This is a genomic window from Rhizobium sophoriradicis (assembly GCF_003939025.1).
GTDB classification, from domain to species: Bacteria; Pseudomonadota; Alphaproteobacteria; order Rhizobiales; family Rhizobiaceae; genus Rhizobium; species Rhizobium sophoriradicis.
This window is the reverse complement of record NZ_RQIH01000025.1, coordinates 25,217-51,279: the sequence shown is the minus strand read 5'-3', so window position 1 is coordinate 51,279 and position 26,063 is coordinate 25,217. Positions and strand designations below refer to the sequence as shown.

At 62.0% G+C, this 26,063-nt stretch carries 20 protein-coding genes and 1 pseudogene; 5 read left to right on the top strand and 16 right to left on the bottom strand.

Annotated elements, in window-relative coordinates:
• The gene (rpsA, locus tag EFR00_RS30245; RefSeq protein WP_003571265.1) at positions 1-1,704 is read left to right on the top strand and encodes a 30S ribosomal protein S1; all 1,704 of its coding nucleotides are present in this window, start codon (positions 1-3) and stop codon (positions 1,702-1,704) included.
• Between the two features lie 72 nt (positions 1,705-1,776).
• Here rpsA and EFR00_RS30240 read toward each other — a convergent pair whose 3' ends face one another.
• The 3 genes from EFR00_RS30240 to EFR00_RS30230 all read right to left on the bottom strand — a co-directional run bounded on the left by EFR00_RS30240 (position 1,777) and on the right by EFR00_RS30230 (position 5,213).
• Positions 1,777-3,330: a hypothetical protein gene (locus tag EFR00_RS30240; RefSeq protein WP_077990235.1), complete on the bottom strand. Its 1,554-nt coding sequence runs from the start codon at positions 3,328-3,330 to the stop codon at positions 1,777-1,779.
• A 266-nt stretch (positions 3,331-3,596) separates the two neighbouring features.
• Positions 3,597-4,223: a ribonuclease D gene (locus EFR00_RS30235; RefSeq protein ID WP_077990233.1), complete on the bottom strand. Its 627-nt coding sequence runs from the start codon at positions 4,221-4,223 to the stop codon at positions 3,597-3,599.
• Positions 4,224-4,406: 183 nt separating this feature from the next.
• The gene (locus EFR00_RS30230) at positions 4,407-5,213 is read right to left on the bottom strand and encodes a MerR family transcriptional regulator (RefSeq protein WP_077990230.1); all 807 of its coding nucleotides are present in this window, start codon (positions 5,211-5,213) and stop codon (positions 4,407-4,409) included.
• A 164-nt stretch (positions 5,214-5,377) separates the two neighbouring features.
• Here EFR00_RS30230 and EFR00_RS30225 point away from each other — a divergent pair, with 164 nt between their 5' ends.
• The gene (locus EFR00_RS30225; protein WP_077990228.1) at positions 5,378-6,658 is read left to right on the top strand and encodes a 4-aminobutyrate--2-oxoglutarate transaminase; all 1,281 of its coding nucleotides are present in this window, start codon (positions 5,378-5,380) and stop codon (positions 6,656-6,658) included.
• Positions 6,659-6,721: 63 nt separating this feature from the next.
• On the top strand, positions 6,722-8,203 hold the full coding sequence (locus tag EFR00_RS30220) for an NAD-dependent succinate-semialdehyde dehydrogenase (protein ID WP_077990225.1): 1,482 nt from the start codon (positions 6,722-6,724) through the stop codon (positions 8,201-8,203).
• 46 nt (positions 8,204-8,249) lie between these two features.
• On the opposite strand, the gene EFR00_RS30215 is transcribed toward EFR00_RS30220, so the two are convergent.
• Positions 8,250-8,459 (bottom strand): SlyX family protein, encoded by a 210-nt coding sequence (locus EFR00_RS30215; protein ID WP_010055195.1) that lies wholly within the window; start codon positions 8,457-8,459, stop codon positions 8,250-8,252.
• A 180-nt stretch (positions 8,460-8,639) separates the two neighbouring features.
• Between EFR00_RS30215 and uxaC the strand changes: the two genes are divergently transcribed.
• Positions 8,640-10,055 (top strand): glucuronate isomerase, encoded by a 1,416-nt coding sequence (gene uxaC / locus EFR00_RS30210; protein WP_038686015.1) that lies wholly within the window; start codon positions 8,640-8,642, stop codon positions 10,053-10,055.
• On the top strand, positions 10,052-11,509 hold the full coding sequence (locus EFR00_RS30205) for a mannitol dehydrogenase family protein (protein ID WP_077990219.1): 1,458 nt from the start codon (positions 10,052-10,054) through the stop codon (positions 11,507-11,509). The genes uxaC and EFR00_RS30205 overlap by 4 nt, the downstream gene beginning before the upstream one ends.
• Positions 11,510-11,584: 75 nt before the next feature.
• On the opposite strand, the gene EFR00_RS30200 is transcribed toward EFR00_RS30205, so the two are convergent.
• The 12 genes and pseudogenes from EFR00_RS30200 to EFR00_RS30145 form a co-directional block, all read right to left on the bottom strand.
• Positions 11,585-13,474 (bottom strand): bifunctional sugar phosphate isomerase/epimerase/4-hydroxyphenylpyruvate dioxygenase family protein, encoded by a 1,890-nt coding sequence (locus EFR00_RS30200; RefSeq protein ID WP_077990213.1) that lies wholly within the window; start codon positions 13,472-13,474, stop codon positions 11,585-11,587.
• A gap of 269 nt (positions 13,475-13,743) precedes the next feature.
• A complete protein-coding gene (locus EFR00_RS30195) occupies positions 13,744-14,472 on the bottom strand; it encodes an ABC transporter ATP-binding protein (RefSeq protein ID WP_077990211.1) in 729 nt (242 codons plus the stop codon).
• Between the two features lie 2 nt (positions 14,473-14,474).
• Complete coding sequence (locus EFR00_RS30190) at positions 14,475-15,221, bottom strand: ABC transporter ATP-binding protein (RefSeq protein ID WP_039617158.1); 747 nt, start codon at positions 15,219-15,221, stop codon at positions 14,475-14,477.
• Positions 15,218-16,204: a branched-chain amino acid ABC transporter permease gene (locus EFR00_RS30185; protein ID WP_038686006.1), complete on the bottom strand. Its 987-nt coding sequence runs from the start codon at positions 16,202-16,204 to the stop codon at positions 15,218-15,220. Before EFR00_RS30185 ends, EFR00_RS30190 begins: the two co-directional genes overlap by 4 nt.
• Positions 16,204-17,082: a branched-chain amino acid ABC transporter permease gene (locus EFR00_RS30180; protein ID WP_038686004.1), complete on the bottom strand. Its 879-nt coding sequence runs from the start codon at positions 17,080-17,082 to the stop codon at positions 16,204-16,206. Before EFR00_RS30180 ends, EFR00_RS30185 begins: the two co-directional genes overlap by 1 nt.
• Positions 17,083-17,140: 58 nt before the next feature.
• On the bottom strand, positions 17,141-18,277 hold the full coding sequence (locus EFR00_RS30175) for an ABC transporter substrate-binding protein (protein ID WP_077990207.1): 1,137 nt from the start codon (positions 18,275-18,277) through the stop codon (positions 17,141-17,143).
• 83 nt (positions 18,278-18,360) lie between these two features.
• The gene (locus EFR00_RS30170; RefSeq protein ID WP_245435283.1) at positions 18,361-19,143 is read right to left on the bottom strand and encodes a shikimate dehydrogenase family protein; all 783 of its coding nucleotides are present in this window, start codon (positions 19,141-19,143) and stop codon (positions 18,361-18,363) included.
• Between the two features lie 277 nt (positions 19,144-19,420).
• Positions 19,421-20,350, bottom strand: coding sequence for a LysR family transcriptional regulator (locus EFR00_RS30165; protein ID WP_077990204.1), 930 nt, complete (start codon positions 20,348-20,350; stop codon positions 19,421-19,423).
• Between the two features lie 95 nt (positions 20,351-20,445).
• The gene (locus tag EFR00_RS30160) at positions 20,446-22,896 is read right to left on the bottom strand and encodes a GcvT family protein (protein ID WP_077990203.1); all 2,451 of its coding nucleotides are present in this window, start codon (positions 22,894-22,896) and stop codon (positions 20,446-20,448) included.
• Positions 22,897-23,771, bottom strand: a pseudogene (locus EFR00_RS30155) (phosphotransferase). It lies immediately after the preceding gene.
• A gap of 99 nt (positions 23,772-23,870) precedes the next feature.
• Positions 23,871-24,947: an ABC transporter ATP-binding protein gene (locus EFR00_RS30150; protein ID WP_038685991.1), complete on the bottom strand. Its 1,077-nt coding sequence runs from the start codon at positions 24,945-24,947 to the stop codon at positions 23,871-23,873.
• Between the two features lie 22 nt (positions 24,948-24,969).
• On the bottom strand, positions 24,970-26,049 hold the full coding sequence (locus EFR00_RS30145) for a Gfo/Idh/MocA family protein (RefSeq protein ID WP_077990202.1): 1,080 nt from the start codon (positions 26,047-26,049) through the stop codon (positions 24,970-24,972).
• Between the last annotated feature and the right edge of the window lie 14 nt (positions 26,050-26,063).

Sequence of the window (26,063 nt, the reverse complement as noted above, 5' to 3'; positions counted from 1 at the left end):
ATGTCAGTAGCTACTCCCTCCCGCGAGGATTTCGCGGCTCTTCTCGAAGAGTCCTTTGCCAAGAACGACCTGGCCGAAGGCTATGTCACCAAGGGCATCGTGACGGGCATCGAGAAGGACGTCGCCGTTGTCGACGTCGGCCTCAAGGTTGAAGGCCGCATCGCGCTCAAGGAATTCGGCGCACGCGCCAAGGATGGCCAGCTCAAGGTTGGCGATGAAGTCGAAGTTTATGTCGAGCGTATCGAAAACGCGCTCGGCGAAGCCGTTCTGTCGCGCGAGAAGGCTCGCCGCGAAGAGAGCTGGGTCAAGCTCGAAGCCAAGTTCGAAGCCGGCGAGCGCGTCGAAGGCGTGATCTTCAACCAGGTCAAGGGCGGCTTCACGGTCGACCTCGACGGTGCGATCGCCTTCCTGCCGCGTTCGCAGGTCGACATCCGTCCGATCCGCGACGTCACGCCGCTGATGCACAACCCGCAGCCCTTCGAAATCCTCAAGATGGACAAGCGTCGCGGCAACATCGTCGTTTCGCGCCGTACGGTTCTGGAAGAATCCCGTGCCGAGCAGCGTTCTGAAATCGTTCAGAACCTCGAAGAAGGCCAGGTTGTTGACGGCGTCGTCAAGAACATCACCGATTACGGTGCGTTCGTTGACCTCGGCGGCATCGACGGCCTGCTGCACGTCACCGACATGGCATGGCGCCGTGTGAACCATCCGTCGGAAATCCTGAACATCGGCCAGCAGGTCAAGGTTCAGATCATCCGCATCAACCAGGAAACCCACCGCATCTCGCTCGGCATGAAGCAGCTCGAGAGCGATCCGTGGGATGGCATTCAGGCCAAGTATCCGGAAGGCAAGAAGATTTCCGGTACCGTCACCAACATCACCGACTACGGTGCGTTCGTCGAGCTGGAGCCGGGCATCGAAGGCCTGATCCACATCTCGGAAATGTCCTGGACCAAGAAGAACGTTCACCCCGGCAAGATCCTGTCGACCAGCCAGGAAGTCGAAGTCGTCGTTCTCGAAGTCGATCCGTCCAAGCGCCGTATTTCGCTCGGCCTCAAGCAGACGCTGGAAAACCCGTGGGCAGCATTCGCTCGCAGCCATCCGGCCGGCACTGAAGTCGAAGGCGAAGTCAAGAACAAGACCGAATTCGGCCTGTTCATCGGTCTCGACGGCGACGTCGACGGCATGGTGCACCTCTCCGACCTCGACTGGAACCGTCCGGGCGAACAGGTCATCGAGGAGTTCAACAAGGGTGACGTCGTCAAGGCCGTCGTTCTCGACGTCGATGTCGAGAAGGAACGCATCTCGCTCGGCATCAAGCAGCTCGGCAAGGATGCGGTCGGCGACGCCGCTGCATCGGGCGACCTGCGCAAGAATGCAGTCGTTTCCTGCGAAGTCATCGCGGTCAACGACGGCGGCGTCGAAGTGAAGCTCGTCAACCACGAGGACATCACTTCCTTCATCCGCCGCGCCGACCTCGCCCGCGACCGCGACGAACAGCGCCCCGAGCGCTTCTCGGTCGGCCAGGTCTTCGATGCCCGCGTCACCAACTTCTCCAAGAAGGACCGCAAGATCATGCTGTCCATCAAGGCTCTGGAGATTGCGGAAGAGAAGGAAGCCGTTGCCCAGTTCGGTTCGTCCGACAGCGGCGCTTCGCTCGGCGACATCCTGGGCGCAGCGCTCAAGAACCGCGGCGGCGAATAAGCATCCGCCTCTGAATTGAAGAACCCGCCGGAGCGATCCGGCGGGTTCTTCATTTTCAGGCGGTAGAAAATTTTACTCCCAGCCGACCATGCGTTGATAGAGCGCATAAACAGGGTCGGCGGCCGCGCCTGACTGATAGGGCGTCGGCTCGGCATCGATCATCCTCGGCGTCCTGCGCTCAGGCGCCGCATCGGCTGTTTCGACATCGGCTGCGGCATCCCCGCCGCCGGACTGCGCCTGCTGCTCATCCTCTTGCTGCTGATCCGGCGGCGCCTCGTCGTGATGATGCGGATTCTGGTGGCTGGTTTCACCGGCCTTCTCGTTCGACGGGACATCCTTGGCAAACTGATAGGGCAGCTGCGTATAGGCAAATCCCTCCGGCATCCTTGCCGCGAGCGGGACATAGGCAGCCTCGGCCGTCGCGGGAAGCGGCATCATCGGCGGCGGCGCGGCAGTCTCTTTCGGCTGGCGGGCAGCCAGGATCTCCGTTTCCACCGGCGAAGGGCGCGGCGCTGCGGCGGCGCGCGCATCGGGTGCTGCGAGTTCCGCCGGCTGCCTGGTCAAGGTTTCGGTCGCATCGCTGATGACGGCCTCATCGAGGATCGTATCGATCTCCACAGCCGCTTCGACGGGGCCATCCTTCAGAACGGCTTCGACGTCCTGCTCGCGGATGATGGTGGCGATCATCTCGGAGGCCTCTTCGGTCATCGACGCGACAATTCCCGTCCAGTTTCTGGGAATGACGGGATCACTTTTTTCCAGCATGGCGCGAGGCTGAATGGCAGGCGCCTCCGGCGTTTCCGGCACGTCGTGCGCCGCTGTGGCTTCGGCCGACAAGGCTTGCTCGGCTTCGATTCCCTGCGGCGCAGATTTTTCGGGCGCGACCGCCCTTGCAGCTGCCGCCGCGGACTGAGTCCGGTTATCAGGCCGCGGCGTTTCCGGATCGGCAGCGTCCAAGGCTTCGGCGGCGATCGTCTTCTCGTCCGTCATGAGTGCTTCGGCCCCGACATGGGCATCAGCCGGCGCGGGTGCCTTTTCTGCCGGCTGGCGCATGGCGGTTGCCAGGCCGCCCTCATGCAGCTGGATTTCAGGGCGGCCGTCGGTGCGCATCGGCGAAGCGTCGTTCTGGCCATAGGAACGCACCACGGCGCGGGCGGCGAGATCACGGTCCTTGTAGCGGACGATTTCGAGATAAGCGACGATCCGGGCTGCTTCCGGACCTGTCGGATTTTTCAAGGCTTCGGCGACCATCCTGAGCGGGAGGTTATGGCCTTCTCCTGCGAGCTGGCGTTCGATCTCATTGATTTTGGCAGCCGGCAGTTGCCGGATGGTGTCAGCGAGCCGCGAGGCGAAAGCAAGATTGGTCTCGTCGTCGTCGCGGTCCAGGGAGATCGAGCGGCCTGCCGCATTGATAATATCGAGAAGGGCTTCAACCATGCGCTCGCGCGCGGCAAGAAGCAGGATATTGAGCTTGCCGGCAATGGCGGAATTCAGGTCGGCGGCTTCAACAGGGTTGACGGGCGCGGGCGCAATCACAGAACGGCCTAGGCCGCCGGCGACGACCGCCGCAGTCTGGCCTTGAGACGAAAAGCTTGCATTGGACGCTGCACGAACGGGAGTCAACATGGCATGCTCCTTTCGCAAAGTGACGATGAAAGCAGGCTCTATTAAAGGACCGTGCTCATCCGATCCCTCTGCATCCCAGCAGATCCTCCTGTCCGCATGACGCAATTCCGCGTCATCGAATGCATAAATATTAACGAGAATTTTAGTAAAGAGACCTTAACGAAACGCTAATGCATGTCGTCCGGAAGTGTGCAACGGCCGCGAGGCCACGCCCGGGCTGGTGACCGCCTTCGGGTGCTGGTCGGCAATGCCGTCGGGCGGTTCGCTCAGCTATGGGCGAAGATATCGGCCTCCTCCCAGCCGAGCAGGTCGAGCTTGGCGCGGGTCGGCAGGAATTCGAAGCAGGCGGTGGCATGGTCGAAGCGACCGTCGCGGATCAGGCGTGCGGTCAGCTTGTCGCGCAAAGCATGCAGGTAAAGCACGTCGGAAGCGGCATATTCGAGCTGGGCCGGCGACAGCGTTTCGGCCGCCCAGTCGGAAGATTGCTGCGTCTTGGAGATGTCGACGTCGAGCATTTCCTTGAGATTGTCCTTCAGGCCATGGCGATCGGTGTAGGTCCGGATCAGGCGCGAGGCGATCTTGGTGCAGAAGACCGGAGTCGTCGTGACGCCGAAAGTGTGGAAGAGCACGGCAATATCGAAGCGGCCATAGTGAAAGATCTTCTGATGGGTCGGATCTTCGAGCAGGGCGACGAGGTTGGGCGCCTCTTTCTGGCCGGCGGCGATACGGATGACGTCGGCGGTGCCGTCACCCGGCGAAAGCTGGACGACGCAGAGCCGATCGCGGCGCGGCACCAGGCCGAGCGTTTCAGTGTCGATCGCAACCGCGCCGGTGTAGCGGGCGGCATCGGCCGCTGATATATCGCCTTCGTGATAACGTATGGTGGCGGCCATGAGACAATCTTTCGTTCGAATGCGTCTCCTACAGCGCCCGCCCGTCTTTCAGACGCGCAAAGCTGCAGCACTATTAAATTGCTATATAATTTTATCCTTAAATCGGTTCCGATTTAAGGAATAATGCAGTAGCGCTATAGCGCAAAGGCGCAAGCTGCGAAACCGTTTCCTGCGACGGGCGGGTCAAAATGTCGGCGGCGTGTTGATCCAGAGAAGCACGGTTTCGCCGTCGTGGCGGTTGCGCCAGGAATGGTAGCGGCGGCTTTCGAAATAGAGCGAATCGCCCGGACCGAGATCGAAGAACTGATCACCGTCGAGCACCAGCTCGAGCCGGCCGGACAGGACATGCATGAATTCCTCGCCCTCGTGGCGATAGGCGCCTTCGCTGGCCGCACCGGGCGCCAGCACGAAACGATGGCAGTCCATCATCCTTGGGCCTTCGGCCAGCAGCTGCACGGTGACCCCGGGCGTCGTTTCCGGCCAGCTGCGCCATTCGCCGGCGCGCACCAGGACCGGCACCTCGCCGCTTTCTTCGCCGGAGAGGCGGGAGACGGTGGTGCCGTAATATTCGGCGAGATCGTGCAGCGTCTTGAAGCCGACGCCCTGCGAGGTGCGCTCCAGCGTCGAGAGCGTCGAAGCGGTGATGCCGATATCGCCGGCCACCTGATCCAGCGTCTTGCCGGCGGCATGGCGCAGGCTGCGCAGCCGGCGGCCGAGGCCGGAATCCTGGTTTGCTTCGCCCTCGGCCGAGGGATCTTCACCCTCCAGCGCCTCGCGGATGGCCGCGGGATTGAGGCCGCGCTCGACCCGATACCAGGAGATGCGCTTCAGGCGCGCCACGTCGTCGGCGCTGTATTGTCGATGACCGGTGTCGGAGCGGCCGGGAACCACCAGACCCTGGCTTTCCCAGAGACGCAGCGTCGAGGCGGACACGCCCGCAAGCCGCGCGGCCTCCGCCACCTTGTAGCGCACAGGCCCGTTATCGTTCATCCGCCACTTTCCCCGATTCTCGTCGCGCGAGCATTGATCAAAACGCCTGATGTTTGAAGCAAAAAATGCCGCTTGTTTTCTTGCCGAAAAAATGTAGGAATTTCGTGATGCCTTGCAGAACTTATGCAAGATAATTTTCTCGCCCTCGCTACAGGAGCAGATCGATGACCGCGACAAGCCTTACGGACCGGAAGAACGCCGCAATTTCGCGCGGCGTCGGCATGACCACCCAGATCTATGCGGACCGGGCAGAGAATGCCGAAATCTGGGACAAGGAGGGGCGTCGCTATATCGATTTCGCCGCCGGCATCGCCGTTCTCAATACCGGCCACCGCCATCCCAAGGTCATCGCAGCCGTCAAGGATCAGCTCGACCATTTTACCCATACCTGCCATCAGGTGGTTCCCTACGAAAGCTATGTCAGCCTTGCCGAACGGTTGAACGCGTTGCTGCCGGGTGACTTCGAGAAAAAGACGATCTTCGTCACAACGGGTGCCGAGGCGGTCGAAAATGCCGTCAAGATCGCTCGTGCGGCAACCGGCCGCTCGGCCGTCATCGCCTTCGGCGGCGGTTTCCACGGCCGCACCTTCATGGGCATGGCGCTGACCGGCAAGGTGGTGCCCTACAAGGTCGGCTTCGGCGCCATGCCGGGCGACGTCTTCCATGTTCCCTTCCCCGTCGAACTGCACGGCGTCACTGCCGACCAGTCGCTGGCGGCGCTGAAGAAGCTCTTTGCAGCCGATGTCGATCCGCAGCGCGTCGCCGCCATCATCATCGAGCCGGTGCAGGGCGAAGGCGGCTTCTACCCGGCGCCTGCCGCCTTCATGAAGGCGCTGCGCGAACTTTGCGACCAGCACGGCATTCTGCTGATCGCCGACGAGGTCCAGACCGGTTTTGCCCGCACCGGCCGGATGTTCGCGATGGACCATCACGGGGTGGCGGCCGACCTGACGACCATGGCAAAGAGCCTTGCCGGCGGCTTTCCGCTCGCCGCCGTCACCGGCCGCGCCGAGATCATGGACGCACCGGGACCGGGCGGGCTCGGCGGCACTTATGGAGGCAACCCGCTCGGCATCGCCGCCGCCCATGCCGTGCTCGACGTCATCACCCAAGAGGATCTCTGCAACCGTGCCAACCTGCTCGGCGGCCGGTTGAAGCAGCGGCTGGAATCACTGCGCGAGAGCGTGCCCGAAATCGCCGATATCCGCGGGCCCGGATTCATGAACGCCGTCGAATTCAACGACCTGACGACCGGATTGCCGAGCGCCGAATTCGCCAACCGGGTGCGGCTGATCGCGCTCGACAAGGGCCTGATCCTGCTCACCTGCGGCGTCCACGGCAACGTCATCCGCTTCCTCGCGCCGATCACCATTCAGGACGACGTGTTCGGCGAGGCGCTCGACATTCTCGAGGCCTCGATGCTGGAAGCGACTTCGGCCAAGTGACGCGACAGGTACCGGATTACAACGGCTGCCGGCAACAGGCAGCCGCTCCCAAGGAGATATGACATGGCTTTCACGACCGCCCTGACAAGGCACGTTCCCTTCTCTTCGCCGTTCCTGCGCGCTGCCGGCTATGTCAACGGCGTCTGGACATCGGGCGATGCCTCAAAGACCTTCGACGTGCTCAACCCGGCAACCGGCGAGCTGCTTGCGTCGCTGCCCGATATGGGAGCCGCCGAGACGCGGGCGGCGATCGACGCGGCCTATGCCGCCCAGCCGGCCTGGGCTGCCCGCCCGGCGAAGGAGCGCAGCGCCATCCTGCGCAAATGGTTCGACCTGATGGTCGCCAACGCGGACGCGCTCGCCGCGATCCTGACCGCCGAAATGGGCAAGCCTTTCGCGGAAGCGCGGGGCGAGATCCTGTATGCCGCGTCCTATGTCGAATGGTACGCCGAAGAAGCCAAGCGAATCTACGGCGAGACGATCCCCGCGCCTTCGAATGACAAGCGCATGATCGTCATCAAGCAGCCGGTCGGCGTCGTCGGCACGATCACGCCGTGGAATTTCCCGGCGGCGATGATCGCCCGCAAGATTGCGCCGGCACTGGCCGTCGGCTGCACGGTCGTGTCGAAGCCCGCCGAGCAGACACCGCTGACGGCAATCGCCCTTGCCGTGCTCGCCGAACAGGCCGGCCTTCCGGCCGGCGTCTTCAACCTCATCGTCGGCATCGACGGCCCGGCGATCGGCCGCGAGCTGTGCGGCAACGACAAGGTTCGCAAGATCAGCTTCACCGGCTCGACGGAGGTCGGCCGCATCCTGATGCGGCAATGCGCCGACCAGATCAAGAAGGTGAGCCTGGAGCTCGGCGGCAACGCGCCGTTCATCGTCTTCGACGATGCCGATCTCGACGCCGCGGTCGAGGGCGCGATCGCCTCCAAATACCGCAATGCCGGCCAGACCTGCGTTTGTGCCAACCGCCTCTACATCCAGTCGAGCGTCTATGACGCCTTCGCGGCCAAGCTTGCCGCCAGGGTCGCCGCAATGTCAGTCGGCGACGGCTTTCAGCCCGGCGTCGAGATCGGGCCGCTGATCGACGAGCAGGGCCTTGCCAAGGTGCAAGACCATGTCGGCGACGCGCTTGCCAAGGGCGCCATGGTGCTGACCGGCGGCAAGCGCATCGACGGCGCCGGCACCTTCTTTGCCCCGACAGTGCTGACCGGCGTGTTGCGCGGCATGAAGGTGGCGCGCGAGGAAACCTTCGGACCGGTGGCGCCACTCTTCCGTTTCGAGACGGCCGAAGATGTCATCGCTCAAGCCAATGATACGGAATTCGGCCTTGCCGCCTACTTCTATGCCGGCGACCTGAAGAAGGTCTGGCGGGTGGCGGAAGCGCTGGAATACGGCATGATCGGCATCAATACCGGCATCATGTCCTCCGAGACCGCGCCCTTCGGCGGCATCAAGCAATCCGGTCTCGGCCGCGAGGGCTCGCGCCACGGCGCCGACGATTATCTCGAAATGAAATATCTCTGCATCGGCGGCGTCTGATCCGCCGGCCGGGAAAACCGGGCACGCGGCTTCTCGCCGCGTGCCGTCAATAATGCGGCGGGCGGGTGATACCAGGCGCTTCCAGCGACTGTTCCTCGAGCGACAGAAAACGTTCGGTCAGCCGGTCGAGCTTGGTGCGCATCTGCTCGACGACCTTCCATTGTTCGGCAAGCTGATCGGAAAGCTCCTCGATCGTCTTTGCCTGATAGGCCAGCATTTCCTCCAGCCGGGTGATGCGGTTCGTCTCGTCGGACATCGATCCTCCTTTGCCGACACCGGCAGAATAGATGGTTCTCCCAAAGCGGAAATAGGCCATCTCGTCAATGTTTGCGATGGCCGGCGCCGCCGCGCGCAAAACTGAACCGTTTGGTTACTAAAAGACCTTGCCGCGCCTGATGTTGTGGGGTAGGCCCTTATCCATCAGGGAGGAATACTGATGGATGCAGGAAACGGCTTTCTTCATCCGGACCGGCTCTTTCCGGCCGATCCGGCAACACGGACCATTGCGCGAGACCTCTACGAGACGGTGCGCAATCTTCCGATCGTCAGCCCGCACGGGCATACCGAACCCGCCTGGTTCGCCGACGACAAGCCTTTCGAAGATGCGGCCTCGCTGCTCGTCATTCCCGATCACTATCTCTTCCGCATGCTGCACAGCGTCGGCGTTCCCTTGGACGCGCTCGGCGTGCCGCGGCTCGACGGCGAGCCGGTGGCTGCAGGCCGCGCGATCTGGCAGACCTTTGCCAGACATTACCATCTCTTCCGCGGAACGCCGTCGAGCCTCTGGGTCGACCACGCCATGTCGGCCGTGCTCGGCTGCACCGAGCCGCTGACACCTGACAATGCCGATGCGCTCTACGACCACATCAATGCCCAGCTCGCCCTGCCGGAATTCCGGCCGCGGGCGCTGCATCAGCGATTCGGCATCGAAACGATCGCGACGACCGAGGGCGCGCTCGACCCGCTGGCACATCACCAGAAGATGGCCGCGGACGGCTGGATCGGCAGAGTGCGCACCACCTACCGGCCGGACAGCGTCACCGATCCCGATGCCGTCGGTTTCCGCGACAATCTCGTCAAGTTCGGAGAGATCACCGGCGCTGACGCGACGCGCTGGGACGGCCTGATCGAGGCGCATCGGCGCCGCCGCGCCTATTTCCGCCAGTTCGGCGCCACCGCGACCGATCACGGCGTACCCACAGCCTTCACCGCCGACCTGCCGCTTGCCGAAAAGCAGGCGCTGCTCGACAAGGCGCTGAAGGGTCCGCTTTCGCCTCAGGATGCGGAGCTCTTCCGCGGCCAGATGATGACCGAGATGGCGGGGCTTTCGGCCGAGGACGGCATGGTCATGCAGATCCACGCCGGCTCGCGACGCAACACCGACAGCGGGCTGTTTGCGACCCGTGGCCCGAATATGGGCGCCGATATTCCGACCCGCACCGACTGGGTCGGCGGCCTGAATGCGCTGCTGTCGAAGTACGGCCATGCGCCGGGGCTGCGCGTACTGCTCTTCACCCTCGACGAAACGACCTATGCCCGGGAACTCGCGCCGATGGCCGGCCATTGGCCCTGCCTGATGATCGGCCCGCCGTGGTGGTTCCACGACAGCCCGCTCGGCATCCGCCGCTATCTCGACCAGGTGGTGGAAACGGCGGGTTTTGCCAATATGGCTGGCTTCAATGACGATACGCGAGCGCTGCTTTCGATCCCGGCGCGGCACGATGTCTGGCGCCGCGAAGTCTGCCGTTTCCTCGCTGGGCTCGTCGCCGAACACCGGCTTTCCAAGCGGGAAGCCGAAATCGTGGCGGGCGAACTCTCCTATGGCAACGCGAAGAAGGCCTACAAGCTGTGACCGAACGACTGCAGACCCTTTCCGGCCTCGCCCCGACGGCGAAGCTTCCCGCCTATGACCGCAGCCGGCTGAAAAGCGGCATTCTGCATCTAGGCCCCGGCGCCTTCTTCCGCGCGCATTTCGCGCCGTTTACCGATGGCGCGCTCGCCGCTGCAGGCGGCGACTGGGGCATTGAGGTGGCAAGCCTGCGCACGCCCGATGTCGCCGACAATCTGACTGCCCAGAACGGGCTCTATACGACGCTGATCCGCGATACCTCGGGCACAACGGCTGAGGTGATCGGCTCGATCCTGAAGGCGCATGTGGCGCCGCGCGATCCGGCCGGCCTGCTTGCGCGGCTCGAAGATCCTGATATCCGTATCGTCAGCATGACGGTGACGGAAAAGGCCTATGGCTTCGATCCGGCAACCGGCGGCCTCGACCTCAAACATCCCGATATCGTCGCCGACCTCGCCAACCGGCATGCGCCGCGCGGCGTCATCGGCTATCTCGTCGAGGGTCTTGCACGCCGCCGGCAGAAGGGCATTGCCCCGTTTACGCCGCTCAGCTGCGACAACCTGCCGAGCAACGGCGCCGTTCTGAAGCGCCTGGTGCTCGAATTCACCTCCCGCATCGATGCCGATCTGCATCGCTGGATCGAAGCCAACGTGCCCTTCCCCTCGACGATGGTCGACCGGATCACGCCGGCCAGCACCGAGGCGACCTATGCCGATGCCGAGCGGCTGACCGGCCGCACCGACAGGGCGGCGATCGAGACGGAACCTTTTACCCAATGGGTTATCGAGGACCATTTCGCCAGTGGCCGGCCTGATTGGGAAAAGGTGCGCGGCGCGCTGATGGTCGAAGACGTCTCGGCCTATGAGAAGATGAAGCTCCGGATGTTGAACGGCGCCCATTCGCTGCTCGCCTATCTCGGTTATATCGGCGGCTATGAATTCATCCGCGATGTGATGGACGATGCCGCTCTGGCCGCCCTGGCCTATCGCCACATGCACGCGGCGGCGAGGACGCTCGATCCGGTTCCCGGCATCGATCTCGACGATTACGCCAATGAATTGATAGCACGCTTTGCAAATAAGGCGATCGCGCATCGCACCTACCAGATCGCCATGGACGGCACCCAAAAACTGCCGCAGCGGCTGCTGGAACCGGCATGCGAGGCGCTGGCCAATGGCGACAGGGCGGAAACCTATGCCATCGCCGTGGCGGCCTGGATGCGCTATGCGATCGGCGAACACGGCAATGGCGAGCGCTACGAGCTGCGCGACCCGCGGGCCGCGGAAATCGCCACGCTCATCGCCGATGTCCCCCGCACGGGCCTTGCGCTTTCGGCGGCTCTCTTCACCCTGCCTGGACTGTTCCCGGCCGCCTTGACCGGAAACCGGGCCTGGACGCAGGATGTCTCGGACAAGCTGGAGATTCTGATCCAGGACGACCGGTTGCCGCTGTTTTGACCTGCGCACATCGGTTGGACATCGGACGACCGATCGCGGATGCTGAGGAGAAGATACGGTGGATCGTCCGCTGCATCAACTCTTGGGCATGCCCTCCGGCCGCAGATGCCTTTTCAAGGCCGCTATCCGGAAGATCGCGTTGGCGGCGCCATAACCCTTATACCCTCGGCGTTCGACGATCTCGAAGAAGAAGCCTTCGCCGAATGTGGGGCTGTAGAGCTGGAAATATTCGCCGAACTCGTCCCGGTCGTACAGGATGTTTTCCGCCCTCAACCGGTCGCTCAGCGCCGCCTCCAAACCGAACCTGGCCTCCGCGTCATCGTAATAATTCGGGGAAATGCTCAGCGGCTTGAAGCCGTTCTGCCGCAAGCTGGCGGCTGTCGCGAAAATGTTGTCGGTGTGGAAAGCCAGATGCTGCACGCCCGAGCCGAATGTTTCGGCAATGAAGTGCCCCGCGAGCGTGCGCCGGTTCTCCGCGCCGTTCAGCGTGATCCGTAGCGAACCGGACGCATTTTCCAACACCTGGCTGCGCACCACGCCGGCGGGATCGATGATGTCGAACACGGGCGTCTTCCGCGCTTCGAAGATCGAGGCGTAGAACAGCAGCCAAGTGGGCATTTCGTCGTAGGCGACCGTCTGGGCTATATGGTCGACATGCAAGAGATGAGCGGGAGCAATCTGCGCATCGTCTTCGACCGGCAGAAAGTCGATCTCCGAAAAACGGCCGAGATCACTCTTGTCGTCTATCAGGTAAATCAGTCCGCCGCCCACACCCCGGATTGCCGGAATTTCAACCTCGCCGACGCCGACGGCTTGGCTGAAAGGCTCGGCGTCGAGCGCCATGGCTCTCTCGAAAGCTTTGCCGGCATCGTCGACCAACAGGGCGATGGCATAGGCCGTCGTCCCATGCACCGCGAAGGACGCACCGGCAAAGCCAGCGCTATCGGCATTGACGATAAGACGGATGTCACCCTGGCGATAGAGCGTGACATTTTTTGTTCGATGAACGGCCTCCTTTCGGAAGCCTAGGGTCCGCAGGAAGCCGACGAGTTCCGCCGCTTCCTCTTCGTCGGCGGAGAACTCCACGAAGCCTATTCCTTTGACGATCGCTCGATCGGGCATCGCCTTGGCCGAAATGCTCCGAGTATTCGGCATACGCCGCACCTGATCGCCCAGATAAATCAGCGAGCGGTGGCCATCGGCGGCAATCAGGCGGGATGACCCTCCGCGGAACTGATCGTTGAATATTTCGAGCGAAAAATAACCGTCATAGCCGGTCTCGGCGACGGCAGCGGCAAACGCCGCTACCGGAAGGTCGCCTTCACCCGGCATGTTGCGGAAATGCCGGCTCCAGTAGAGTAGGTCCATGTCGATCAGCGGAGCATCGGCAAGCTGGACGATAAAGATCTTGTCTTTCGGGATCGACCGGATCGAGTTGATGTCGATCTTTCGTGACAGGGTATGGAAACTGTCGAGGATCAGACCGACATTCGGATGATCGGCCCTGCGCACGATTTCCCATGCATCGCGATGGTCATTGATATGCCGCCCCCAGGCGAGCGCCTCATAACCGATCTTCAAGCCGCGCTTGGCAGCCCGTTCACCGAGCGCGTGAAAATCCGCCGCCGCCCGATCAATGCCGCCGAGCGAGGCGGACGAGGCATTCGAGCAAACCAGGATGAGCTCTGTGCCCAGTTCCTGCATCACATCGAACTTTCGTTCGGCGCGATCGAAGGCGCGACTGCGCAACGGCTCGGGCATGCCCTCGAAATCGCGGAATGGTTGGAACAGCGTGATTTCAAGCCCGCGGTCGCGCACCATCCTGCCGACATCCGTCGGCCTGCCGTCGAAAGCCAGAAAATCATTCTCGAAGATTTCCACGCCATCGAAGCCGGCTTTGGCGATCGCATCCAGCTTCTCGGGGAGCTCTCCGCTGATCGACACCGTGGCAATCGAAGTTTTCATCGGTCTGCTCCTGGCCTTGCCTATGAGGCGGTGAGAAATTCAGGTCTGCCTCTAAGGCCGGGTTCGAGCGCCAGCACCCGGCCGGCGAATGGCTCAGCTCGCCTCTCTACCGGCGAAAGATGGCTCGCTGTCGCTCTCCCGAAGGGCACCAATTTGAACTAGCCTGCCTAACGCAATTCGAGCGAACCGTAGCGCCGTGCTGCCACTTGATGCGCCGCCCCTGCCGGACCGGGGATTCTCCCAGTCTGGCAGGGGCGCAGTCGAGCGCGTCAATGCGCATGCTCGGCCTCGATATGGCCGCCGAGGAAGAGCTGCCCGACGCGCGGATCGGAAAGCAAAGCCGAAGCCTTGTCGTGCATACGCGTCTGGCCGAGCTCGAGAACGAGGCCGTAATCGGACATGGCGAGCGCGGCCTTGGCGTTCTGCTCCACCATCAGGATGGTGACACCTCGGTCGCGCAGTCTGATCAGGGTCTGAAAAACCTCCTGCACGAGATTGGGCGACAGGCCGATCGAAGGCTCGTCGATCAGGATCAGCTTCGGGTCAAGCAGCAGGGCGCGCGCCACCTCCAGCTGCTTCTGTTGTCCGCCCGACAGTTCGATCGCCTTGCGGTCGGAGAATTTGCGCAGCATCGGGAACTGGTCCATCACCATGTCGATTCGCTTGCGCACATTCGCCTGGTCGCCTGCGGTGATGCCGCCGAGTTCCAGATTGTGATAGACGGAGAGTTGCGGAACGACGTTGCGGCCTTGCGGAACATAGGTGACGCCATGCCCGATCATCTGCCGCGGTGTTTGCCGGGTCACATCCTGGCCATCGAGCAAGATTTGACCGGAATGGATGTTCAGCAGGCCGAAGATGGCCTTGAAGACGGTCGACTTGCCGGCGCCATTCGGCCCGATGACGGTGGTGATCGAAGCTTTCGGGATCGAAAAGGACACGCCGTTCAAAATGGTGATCTTGCCGTAACCACCTTGGATTTTTTTGAGCTCGAGCATTGTCAACCTCCAAGATAGGCGTCGATGACGGTCTGGTTCGACCGGATTTGGTCCGGTGTGCCTTCCGCGATGATGTTGCCTTCCGCCAGAACAATGATGCGGGAGCACAGGCTCATCACGAACTCCATATTGTGTTCGATAACGACGAACGTCGTGCCGTGCTCGGCATTGTAGGCGACAAGCCGGTCCTTGAGGTTGGCGAGCATCGTCAGGTTGACGCCGCCCGCCGGCTCGTCGAGCAAAACGAGACTCGGGCCGGCCATGAAGGCCATCGCCGCATCGACCAGCTTTTGCTGGCCGTAGGAGAGCGAACCCGCCAGTGTGTCGCGCAGATGGCCGAGGCGAAAGAAGGCGATCATGCGCTCCGCTTCGGCCGTCAAGCCGGCGTCGCCGGGGCCGAAGAGACGTGCCAGCATCGTGCCGTGATGCTCCTGCCCGGCAAGAATGATGTTGTCGAGCACCGACATTTTCGGAAAAACCGAAAGCTGCTGAAAGGTTCGCCCGACGCCGAGCTTGTTCAAATCGGAGGCGCGCATGCCGGAGACATTTTTGCCGTTGACCGTCACCTCGCCCGCATCCGGGGTCAACTGGCCGAGGATGCAGTTGAAGAGCGTCGACTTACCCGATCCGTTGGGGCCGATCAGGCCGAGGATCTCGCCCTTGTTGACCTCGAAGGAAACGCCGTCGACGGCGCGGATTCCGCCGAAGCTCTTGCCAATGTTGCGAACGGAGAGAATGGGCGTGTTCATTTCAGGCTGGCTCCTTCCGCCATGTCTGCGCGGACCTGTTGCTTCGGCCAGATTTTGTCACGGATTCTGGCGCCGACACCAATCAGCCCCGACGGCACGAAGATCAGCATGACGATGACCAGCGCCGAATAGATGATGAGATAATATCCTTCGGTGAAGCGCAGGATCTCCGGCAGCAGAATGACGACGCCGGCGCCGACCCACGGGCCGAAGAAGTACCCGGCGCCACCGACGATCACCATCAGCAGGATGCGAAGGGAATGGGCGAGCGCGAAGGATCCGGGCTCGATGAATTGGACGAGAGGCGTGATCAAGGTGCCGGCAAGTCCGCCATATGTCGAGCCGATGGCAAAGGCGAGAAGGGTGATGCGCCGTGTATCGACGCCGAGACTTTCGGCGCGGATCGGGTTTTCGCGCAGAGCCTTGAAGGCGCGGCCCCAAGGCGAACGGACGATCCCCCACATCCCAAGCGCCGCAAATGCCGTGACGGCAAGTGTGAAATAATAAAAAGGCAATTGCTTCATCGTCGAGAACAGGCCGAAGTCGGGACGCGGCATGCCGACGAGGCCGATGCTTCCGCCCGTCAGCCAATCTTCGTTTCTCAGCACGAGAAAGACGAGCGTGTTGAAGGCCAAGGTCACAAAGGCGAGGAAGTGGCCTTTGACACGCAGCGCCGGATAGCCGAGGAGCAGGCCGACGACGAAGCATGCAAGCAGCGCCAGGGGCATGGCCACAATCCAATGCCAGCCTGCGAGCGTCAGCAGCGCGGTAATATAGGCGCCGATCGCCATGAACGAGGCCTGCGCCAGCGATATCTGGCCGGCATAGCCCAGCGTCAGGTTCAGTCCCATGGCCGCAATCGTAAAGATCAGCCAGGAGGTCAAGATGTAAATGATGTAGTTCTTTTGACCGATGGGGGCGGCGACAGCGAGTGCGAGCAGCCCGAGAATGACCAGAATACGTATGGTGGAACTCTTCGCCATCAGACGGCCCTCCCTTCGGACGTTCCCATGATGCCCTGCGGCCTGACGAGGATGATGACGATCAGGAGCACCAGGGGAAGCGCCGCGCGATACTGGGCCGTGACGTAGGCAGCGGTCAGGTTGTCGAGAACACCGATCAGCAGGCCGCCGACCAACGCTCCGCGGATCTGGTTGAAACCGCCGACGATTGCCGCGATGAAAGCGATCAGGCCGAGTGTTTCGCCGTTGGAGAACTTGGCGAGATAGACGGGCGTGATCAGATAGGATGCAAGGGCGGCAAGCGCTGCGTTGATCAGGAACGTGTAGAGGATCATCCGCTTGACGTTGACCCCGAGGATTTCCGCGACTGCCGGATTTTGCGCGGTGGCCTGCATGCAGCGCCCGGTACGGGTGCGGTTCAGGAACAAGGTCAGCAGCACGACGATGCCGAGGCAAAGCACGAGATTGAGAATGTCCTGCATCGAAAGGACAGCGCCAAAGACGTCGATCGGATCATTTGGAAACATCGCGGGAAAAGGCTGAGCTTCGGCCGAATAGAATTCCTTGACGCTCTCCTTCAGGAGAATTCCGAGCGCCATAGTCGCGATGATCAAAGTGATCCCGCCATGGGGAAGGATCGGCTCGACCATGAGCTTCTTGAAGAGGATGCCAAGAATAACGACCGACAGTATGAGCCCGGCCAGCAGCGCAGCCCAGAAGGGCATGCCGAGAATGCTCATGCAGGCAAGCACGAAAAATGCCGGCAGCATGACGAACTCGCCCTGGGCAAAATTCACCGTCTGCGCCGCCTGCCAGACGAGGGTGAAACCGATGGCGACGAGCGCGTAGATGGAACCGGTCGCCAGACCGGACAGTAGGACCTGTAGGAATTGAGACATTGTGCCACTCTCTCGATGGCCGCGGCAGCCGAAGCGGCCGCGGCAGAGCAGGGGATGATCAGTTGGCCGGAACAGTTCCGATCACGACCGGCGAGCCATTCTTCACCTGGACCATGAAGCTCGGACGCGACATTTCGCCGTGTTCGTCCCAGCATGTGTCGAGAAGGATCTTCGGGTAGTCCGCGGCCTTCAGGCACAGTCCGTGCATCTTTTCGGCGAAGGCCTCTCCATCGAGCTCGCCGACCATCTCCGTGACGTATTTCGTCGTCCAGGCGCCGATATAACCCTTGATGGCGTCATGCGTGGGCTTGCGCTTGAAGGTCTCCTCGAACTTCTTGTCGAAGGCGCCGATGCCCGGTACGTCCGTCGCACTCGCGGTCAGGCCGACATGGGCGATGGCGCCATCCGCGGCGCTGCCTGCCAGTTCAACCACCTTGGCTTCGGTCAGGGTGACTTCGCCGACCAGCGGCATGGGTAGCGATTGCTTCCTGGCCTCAATGAGGAAGCGAGCGGACTCCTCCTGATTCATATAGACGAACACGGCATCGGGACCGGCCTGCTTCAGCTTGGCGATATCGGCAGCATAGTCGGCTTGGCCTTGCTCGGACGGCACGTCGGCGACAATCTCGATTCCGGCCTTCTTCATTTCCTGGGTGAAGACGTCATGCCCCCCCTTGCCGAACTCGTTATTCACCCAGGCGACGGCGACTTTCTTCGCCTTGATCGTCCCGGTGAAATAGCTGGTCAGCGCGGGAATGCCCTTTTGGGAACCGGACGACGTCCGGAAAACGAAGGGGTTTCCTTTCTGAACGATGCTCGGAGATTCCGAACCGACGAATTGCGGCGTGCCGTTCTGTTGCGCGACGAGCATATTGACCATCGTCGAGCCGGAATAAATCGTGCCGAGGATCGCATAGGCGCCTTCATCGATCGCCTTCTGGACAAGGGCGCGCGAAACCTGCGGATCGGTCTGGGTGTCATATTCGCCAAGTTCGATTTTCTTGCCGAGAATCCCGCCTTCGGCGTTGATTTCCTCGACCGCGATCTTGATCCCGTCGCGCCAATTGGTTCCTGCGGGGGCGCCAGCGCCGGAAAGCTCGGCCACCATGCCGAGCTTGACCGTGTCTTCGGCATGAGCGACACCCAATCCGACGAAGACGGCAGTTGATATTGTGAGCAGATTCTTCAGGTACATACTGTCCTCCCAGTAAAAATAAGACCGGCTTTTGCGGCGCCGTCTCCTAAAGCGCCCCGGCCTCCATCAGCAGGAGACGAAAGCTAGCCGCTTTTCAAGCACACTTCCGGTCCAGGCGGTCGCATCAACAGAAAGTCCACAAGGACAAGAGCTTGCGCGTCAAACATCCCAGCGCCCGTCATCGTCCGGCACCCACGCCGGCGTGCCTCCTGGATGAGCGGCGGAACTTCCGGCTTGGTGATGACGCAAGCAACGAATTGCCGGGCTTCCAGTTTGGATGCGTCGATCGGCAAAGGATCATCCGGCCGCATTCCGAGCGGGGTGGCGTTGGCAACGAGATCATAGCCTGCCGGATTCGCATCTCCGGAGACGACCCGGCCTGGATAAAGCCTGTCGAGCTTTTCAATAATAGCATCGCGCCGCTCGGTGTCGATATCGTGGATCGCAAGCATTCCCGCTCCGCGCCTCATGATTTCGAGGGCGATCGCCGAACCCGCGCCTCCACACCCCACCAGCAGGCATCTGCGGCCGGCGACGGGAAAACCTTCCTTCTCCATTCCGTCCAGATATCCGAGTCCGTCGGTATTGTCGCCATGCCAGCCGTCGCGCGTGCGGCGCACGACATTGACCGCCTGGACGAAGCTGGCGCGATCCGAGGTCGTCGCGCAGAGGCCGAATGCCGCTTGCTTGTGCGGAACGGTGACGAGGATTCCGCCGATATTGGAAACCACCCGCAGCGCGTCAAAAACGGTGGGCAGATCAGCAGAAGCCACATGCATCGGCACGACGACGGCGTCTTCCTTCCGATCGGTCAAAAGCCGCGTGATGACATCCGGCGAGCGCACCTGCGCGATGGGGTCGCCCACGACTATGAAGAGCCTCGTATTTCCAGAAGGAATAATTCCCGCCATCTGCCGTCCGTTTCCTAGCCAGGGAGCCGGAACATCCTGCCGCACTTGGTTTGTGCGGCCGATATAGCGCTCGACCTGTGTCAATTCTCCACGGAAGCGTAGCGATGAAAGACCGCTATATCGAGTATCATTTTCGCAGGCTTCCGTAACATCATGTTAATGATCAAATCGTGTGCCGAGTGAGCCCGAGACCGTGGGATCGGGCCGCAAGCTCTGCCGGCGACCGAAAATGCTATTTCTTCCGCGTTGACGCTCTATCGGCGGGCCTCAGCGAACTCGCGCCCTGCATTTCATGGCGAAGAAGCTGCCGAAAGTGCTCGGCATAGGCGGAGAGAGGCAAATCCCGGCGATAGGCGATGTAGGTATGGAAAACACTGTCGGCGTCGATTTCGATACCTTTTAATCCGCGAACGACGCCATGCGCCACGGTGAACTCGTCGATGATCGCGATCCCCAGACCCGCCGCCACCAGGCTGCAAACCGTCGTGCCGAAACGAGCCTTGATGTTCATCTGATAGGCGATGCCGCTATTGGTGAACATGGCCGCCATGATCGCGCCGTACGGGTCCTTGGGGTCGATCCCGATCAACGGATAGCCGGACATTTCCTGGGGCGTGATCTTGTCCCGGGCCGCCAGCGGGCTCGTCTCCGGGACGATGCACAACAGCCTGCCACTCGCCAGAGGCTCGAATTCTATAAGGGGGTGATCGAAGCGGGACGAGATCGCGACCAGTTCGCCGCGTCCGAGGAGCAGGTAATCGATCGCCTCCTCGATCTTGAGAATGTTGACGTCGAGCCCGAGATCCGGAAAGCGCTGCCGCAGCTTGGCGATGGCGCGGGGAACCATCACGTTGGCGATGCTCGGCACGGATGCGATGCGAAGCTCCTGGCTCTGTCCCCGTCCGAGCCCGGCTACGGCCGATTGGAGATCGTCGATCTTACGATGCACGGTATCGAGCAGGTCGAAAATATTGCGCGCCTGGGATGTCGGCACAAAGCGGCCGGCGCGCCGGTCGAAGAGCCGGATACCGAGGGAATCTTCCGTATATTTCATGAGGCGGCTGAGGCCGGGCGCCGAAACATTCAGCAACCGCGCAGCGCCTGCGATGCTGCCGGTCACCATGATGGCGCGTATGACCTCAATCTGTCTTAGCGTAAGCATCACCAGCCAAACGACACGCGCTCAGACGCATGTGTCGACAATGCATTAGCAGGGAAGCCGCGCGCAATGCAAGTTTGGGCAATCGGCCGGCGTCACTAAGCCTTGATGCGCGCCATGTCGGGATCGTAGAGCGGGGCCAGCGACACCCGGCAGGGGATGCGCTGCCTTGCAACGTCAAGCTCATAGCTGCCGGAGAGAACAAACTCCTCCGAGACGCCATCGGGGTTGCGGACGTAGCCGTAGCCGATCGCCTTACCCAGCGTATAGCCGAAGCCGCCGCTTGACAGCCAGCCGACACGCTTGCCGTCGCGATAGATGGTTTCGCGGCCGAGCAGTACGGTATCGGGATCGTCGGGAACGAAGCAGGCGAGGCGCTTCTTGACGCCATCCGCAAGCTGCCGTTCGATCGCCTCGCGGCCGCGGAAGGGAATGTTCTTTCTGATCTTCACCGCCCAGCCGAGGCCGGCCTCGATGGGCGTATGGTCGGGGCCGATATCGGAACCCCAGGCGCGATAGCCCTTTTCCAGGCGGCAGCTCTCGATGGCGCGGTAGCCGGCATTGACAAGACCGAGCTCGCCGCCAGCAGCCATCAATACGTCATAGACAGTGGTCGCATATTCGACGGGAACATGCAGTTCGTAGCCGAGTTCGCCGACATAGGTGATGCGCAAGGCCCGCACCGGGCAGCCCGATATGCCGATGGTTCTGACCTGGCCGAAGGGGAAGACGGCATTCGAGACATCGCTGCTCGTCACTCTTTCCAGCACGCCGCGTGAATTCGGTCCCATCAGCGACAAAACGGAATAGGCTGACGTGACGTCGACCAACTCGGCATGCATCTCCGCCGGAATATTGCGGGCGATCCAGTTGAAGTCGTGGGTGGCGAAACCGGTGCCGGTGACGATGTAATATTCGTTATCGGCAATGCGGGCGACGGTCAGGTCGCATTCGATGCCGCCCTTGTCGTTCAGCATCTGCGTATAGATGAGAGCGCCCACAGGCCTTGCGACATCGTTGGCGGCGATCCAGGAGAGGGCCGCCTCGGCATCCCTGCCCTTCAGCACGAATTTGGCGAAGGAGGTCTGGTCGAAGATGACGGCCGCCTCGCGCACCGCCTTATGCTCGCGGCCGACGGCGTCGAACCAGTTCTGCCTGCCGTAGCTGTAGATATCCTTCGGCTCCTCATTGGCGAAGAGATCGGCGAACCAGTTCGGCCGCTCCCAGCCGAGCTTTTCGCCGAAACAGGCACCCTGCGCCTTCAGCCGGTCATAGAGCGGCGACTTGCGGCAGGGGCGCCCGCTCGAATGCTCCTCGAACGGCCAAGCCATGGTGTAGTGTTTGCCATAGGCTTCGAGCGTGCGGGTGCGCACCCAGTCGGTATCGAAATGCGGGCGGCCGAAACGGCGGATATCGACCGGCCAGAGATCGTAGGGCGGCTCGCCCTTGGTCACCCATTCGGCGAGCGCCATGCCGGCGCCGCCGGCCGAGGCGATGCCGAAGGCGTTGAAGCCGGCGCCGACGAAGAAATTCTTGAGCTCCGGCGCTTCGCCGAGAATGAAATTGCCATCCGGCGTAAAACTTTCCGGGCCGTTCAGCAGCTGTTTGACGCCCACTTTCTCCAGCGCCGGAACGCGACCGAGCGCCTGTTCCATGATCTGCTCGAAATGGTCGAAATTGCTGTCCAGCAGCGTGTAATGGAAATCCTCGGGGATACCTTGCTTTGCCCAGGCAATGGGATTGGGCTCATAGCCGCCCATGACCATGCCGCCGACCTCCTCCTTATAATAGGTCAGGCGATCCGGATCGCGCAGCGTCGGCAGATTGGAGGGCACACCGAAGGATTCGGTGATGATATATTGGTGCTCGACCGACACCAGCGGCACGTTGATGCCGAAGCGGGCAGCGAAGGCGCGCGTCCATTGGCCGGCACAGACGACGACGCGCTCGCATTCGATGCGGCCTTCAGCGGTGACGACGGCGCGGATCTTGCCCTTGTCGATGTCGAGGTCGAGGACTTCGGTGTCCTCGAAGATCGAAACGCCGGACATGCGGGCGCCCTTCGCCAGGGCCTGAGTGATGTCGGAGGGATTGGCCTGGCCGTCTGTCGGAAGAAAGGCGGCGCCGACCAGATCGTCTATTGTCATCAGCGGCCAAAGATCGAAGGCCTCCTGCGGCGTCAGCAACTGCATTTCAAGGCCGAAGGACTGCGCCGTGGTCGCCTGGCGCTTGACCTCCGTCCAGCGCTCCTCGTTGCAGGCAAGGCGCAGGCCGCCATTCATCTTCCAGCCGGTGCCGAGACCGGTTTCCTCTTCCAGCCGCTTGTAGAGATCGACGGAATAACCGAGCAGCTGGGTGATATTGGCGCTGCTGCGCAGCTGGCCGACGAGGCCGGCGGCATGGAAGGTCGTGCCCGAGGTGAGCTTCTTGCGTTCGAGAAGGACGGTATCAGTCCAACCGAGCTTGCCGAGATGATAGGCCGTCGAGCAGCCGATGATGCCGCCGCCGATGACCACGGCTTTTGCCGTCTTCGGTAGTTGTTTCGTCATTTATCGTTCCTGTTCAAAGGCTTGATAGGCGCGCTCGAAACGCCCGAGATTTTCGGCGGTATAGGCGGCATAGTCGAATTGGATGGTGGAATGGATTTCCGAAATCATGCTCCAGAGCGTCTCGCGCAGCAGCGAGGCGCATTTCATCGCGCTGTAGCGCCGGCTGAGCTCATCGGTCAGCGGCCGATCGAAATAGGTCTCGAGCATCGTTTGCTCGGCAGCTTGCGAGAACTCATTGTTTGAGGCCAATCCGCCGAGGTCGAACAGCGGCGTGTTGAAGCCGGCATAATCCCAATCGATCAGCCAGAGCCGCTGCCGTCATCGAGAAAATTGGCGGCCAGCAGGTCGTTATGGCCGAAGGCGATCTCGAACGGCGCTGCCGCCTCTTCCAGCGTCTCGGCCTTGGCGATCAACGCCGGCAGCAGTGGGAGGTGGAGGTTGCCCGACTCCTTCAGGCTGGCGATGTAGTCGCGGATGACATGGAAGACCCAGAAGATCATTGCCGGGCCGCGGAAATGCCGTGCGATATCATGGTGGCAGGCGCGCACCAGCGGCACGATCCGGGCCAGCATTTCCGGCGTCCTGATATCCTCGGGCGACAGCGCCCGCGCCTCGATATAGTCGAGCACCAACACGCCGGGCGAATGGTGGATGACGGCGGGCGACAGGCCGGCGGCGTGCGCCGCACGGCTTGCGGCAAGCTCGTTCTGCCTGATGATGTGGTGGATCGGAATATCGGTGCCGAGTCTCACCACGCAGCGCGCGACGGCGTCGCTGACCAGATAGTTCCTGTTGGTGATGCCGCCGGATATCGGCGAAATTTCAATCGGACCCTGCCAGATGCCAAGCGCATGAATCCTATCCTCAGGCGTCATGCTATCCCCCTTGCGGCGCTGGCAAAATGATGGGGCAGAGGAGGACAGGCTGTCAAGCAGCCGCGCGCGTCCTTCCGGACGCGCAAGGGCGCTATCGGGTCAGATGGTCTTGCCGGCGGAGTCGAAGACGTGGCAGCGGGCCGGATCGAAGAAGGTCTTCACATTGGCGCCGGGCTCGACCTTCTGCTGGCCGTCGAGCGCCACAGTCAGCAGCTGGCCATCCGGCGTCGTGGTGTAGAGCATGGTGGCGCCGCCGAGATTTTCGACGAGATCGACATTAACGGTCGAAAGGGTGATGGTGCCCTGCGTGAGGGAGAGGTGCTCGGGGCGGATGCCGAAGGTGACGGCCTCGCCGGCCTCGCCTTTCAGGCGGCGCGGCAGGCGGACGGAATTGCCGCAGACATGAATGCTGGTTTCGGCTTCACCGACCTCTTCGATGCGCGCCTGCAGAAAGTTCATCTTCGGGCTGCCGATAAAGCCGGCGACGAAGCGGTTGGCGGGGTTGTTGTAGAGATCGAGCGGCGCGCCGACCTGCTCGATGCGGCCGGAATTCAGGACAACGATCTTGTCGGCCATCGTCATCGCCTCGACCTGGTCATGGGTGACATAGATCATGGTGTTGCCGAGCTGCCGGTGCAGCCTGGAAATTTCGACGCGCATCTGCACGCGCAGTTCGGCATCGAGATTCGACAGCGGTTCGTCGAACAGGAAGATGCGCGGCTCGCGCACGATAGCCCGGCCGATGGCCACGCGCTGGCGCTGGCCGCCCGAGAGCGCCTTCGGCTTACGCTCCAGGAGCTTCTCGATCTGCAGGATTTCGGCGGCGCGTTTGACCTTCGGCTGGATGTCAGCCTTCTTGTAACCCGCCGTCTCCAGGCCGAAGGCGAGGTTCTTGTAGACCGACATATGCGGATAGAGCGCATAGGACTGGAAGACCATGGCAATGCCGCGCTTGGCCGGCGCCACCTCGTTCATGCGCTCGCTGTCGAGCAGCAGCGCGCCGCCTGATATTTCCTCGAGGCCGGCGATCATGCGCAGAAGGGTCGATTTTCCGCAGCCGGAGGGCCCGACGAAAACGACGAATTCGCCGGGATCGATCGTAAGGTCGATGCCATGGATGACATCCATTGCGCCGTAGCGCTTCTCCACCTTCTGAAGAACGACACTGGTTGCCATCGTCTCAAACCCCTCTCGTAATTTATCGTTGCTTCGTTCTTGCGCGCCAATCGGCGTATTTCGGGCTGTCGGGGCCGACCGGCAGCGGCACTTCGGCGCCGCTGTCGGATGACTGGTAGATGGCGGTCACCAGCTCCAGCGCGCGGCGGGCATCCACTGTCGTCACCGGCAGCGGCCCCTGGCCGCTGAGGAAGGCGTGGAACTGACCCATCTGGGTGGTGAATCGCGGCGCGACCGGCTTCCAGTCGGCAATCACCCGGCCGATCTTTTCCCGCACGTCGTCATTGGCGGCGATAATCTTCCAGGGATCCTTGCCGGGTGTGTAGGGCTCATGGCTGCTTTCGAAGGTGACATTCTCGAAGTGCAGCCTCAGCCGGCTCAACTGTTCCTGCGAACCCAGCGTGCAGGACAGCGAGACGAAGGCGCCGTTTTCCATCAGCAGGCTGGCGGAGGCGCAATCCTCGACCTCGATATCGTTGACGCGGGTGGCAACGCGGCCGAAGACCCTGGCCGCCGGGCCCATCAGATGCATCAGCATGTCGTGCAGATGCAGCGCATGGGTGACGAGCACGCCGCCGAGTTCCGTCGCCCATTTGCCGCGCCAGGGCACGGCATAATATTCGGGTTTGCGCAGCCAGAAGGTTTCGACCGAGGCCGTATAGGCTTTACCGGCAATGCCGGCGTCGATGATCCGCTTGGCCTTCTGGATGCCGTCGCCATAACGGTACTGGAAGATCGGCATCAGCACGCCTCGGGCGGTTTTTTCCGCTTCCATGATGGCATCGACGGCGGCGAGCGAGCCGGTCAGCGGTTTTTCGCAAACGACATGTTTGCCGGCGGCGAGTGCCGCGACCACCTGTTCCAGATGGATGCCGGGCGGTGTGCAGATATCGATGATGTCGATCGTGTCGTCGGCGAGCAGTTCCTCAAAAGAGGTGGTGAGGCGCTCGATGCCGAACTCGTCGCCAACTGCCGCCAGACGTTCTGCGTTCAGGTCGCAGATCGCTGCCACCCTGAACTTGTCGGAATGCGGCAGGTAGCCTTCGACGATGTGGGAGCGGCCGATACCGCAGCCGACGATCGCCACCGTCTTGATGTTCATGTCACTCTTTTCCG

Coding starts and splice junctions, on each gene's coding strand:
- rpsA (WP_003571265.1), top strand. CDS start 1: ATGTCAGTAGCTACTCCCTCCCGCGAGGATTTCGCGGCTCTTCTCGAA.
- EFR00_RS30240 (WP_077990235.1), bottom strand. CDS start 3,330: ATGTTGACTCCCGTTCGTGCAGCGTCCAATGCAAGCTTTTCGTCTCAA.
- EFR00_RS30235 (WP_077990233.1), bottom strand. CDS start 4,223: ATGGCCGCCACCATACGTTATCACGAAGGCGATATATCAGCGGCCGAT.
- EFR00_RS30230 (WP_077990230.1), bottom strand. CDS start 5,213: ATGAACGATAACGGGCCTGTGCGCTACAAGGTGGCGGAGGCCGCGCGG.
- EFR00_RS30225 (WP_077990228.1), top strand. CDS start 5,378: ATGACCGCGACAAGCCTTACGGACCGGAAGAACGCCGCAATTTCGCGC.
- EFR00_RS30220 (WP_077990225.1), top strand. CDS start 6,722: ATGGCTTTCACGACCGCCCTGACAAGGCACGTTCCCTTCTCTTCGCCG.
- EFR00_RS30215 (WP_010055195.1), bottom strand. CDS start 8,459: ATGTCCGACGAGACGAACCGCATCACCCGGCTGGAGGAAATGCTGGCC.
- uxaC (WP_038686015.1), top strand. CDS start 8,640: ATGGATGCAGGAAACGGCTTTCTTCATCCGGACCGGCTCTTTCCGGCC.
- EFR00_RS30200 (WP_077990213.1), bottom strand. CDS start 13,474: ATGAAAACTTCGATTGCCACGGTGTCGATCAGCGGAGAGCTCCCCGAG.
- EFR00_RS30195 (WP_077990211.1), bottom strand. CDS start 14,472: ATGCTCGAGCTCAAAAAAATCCAAGGTGGTTACGGCAAGATCACCATT.
- EFR00_RS30190 (WP_039617158.1), bottom strand. CDS start 15,221: ATGAACACGCCCATTCTCTCCGTTCGCAACATTGGCAAGAGCTTCGGC.
- EFR00_RS30185 (WP_038686006.1), bottom strand. CDS start 16,204: ATGGCGAAGAGTTCCACCATACGTATTCTGGTCATTCTCGGGCTGCTC.
- EFR00_RS30180 (WP_038686004.1), bottom strand. CDS start 17,082: ATGTCTCAATTCCTACAGGTCCTACTGTCCGGTCTGGCGACCGGTTCC.
- EFR00_RS30175 (WP_077990207.1), bottom strand. CDS start 18,277: ATGTACCTGAAGAATCTGCTCACAATATCAACTGCCGTCTTCGTCGGA.
- EFR00_RS30165 (WP_077990204.1), bottom strand. CDS start 20,350: ATGCTTACGCTAAGACAGATTGAGGTCATACGCGCCATCATGGTGACC.
- EFR00_RS30160 (WP_077990203.1), bottom strand. CDS start 22,896: ATGACGAAACAACTACCGAAGACGGCAAAAGCCGTGGTCATCGGCGGC.
- EFR00_RS30150 (WP_038685991.1), bottom strand. CDS start 24,947: ATGGCAACCAGTGTCGTTCTTCAGAAGGTGGAGAAGCGCTACGGCGCA.
- EFR00_RS30145 (WP_077990202.1), bottom strand. CDS start 26,049: ATGAACATCAAGACGGTGGCGATCGTCGGCTGCGGTATCGGCCGCTCC.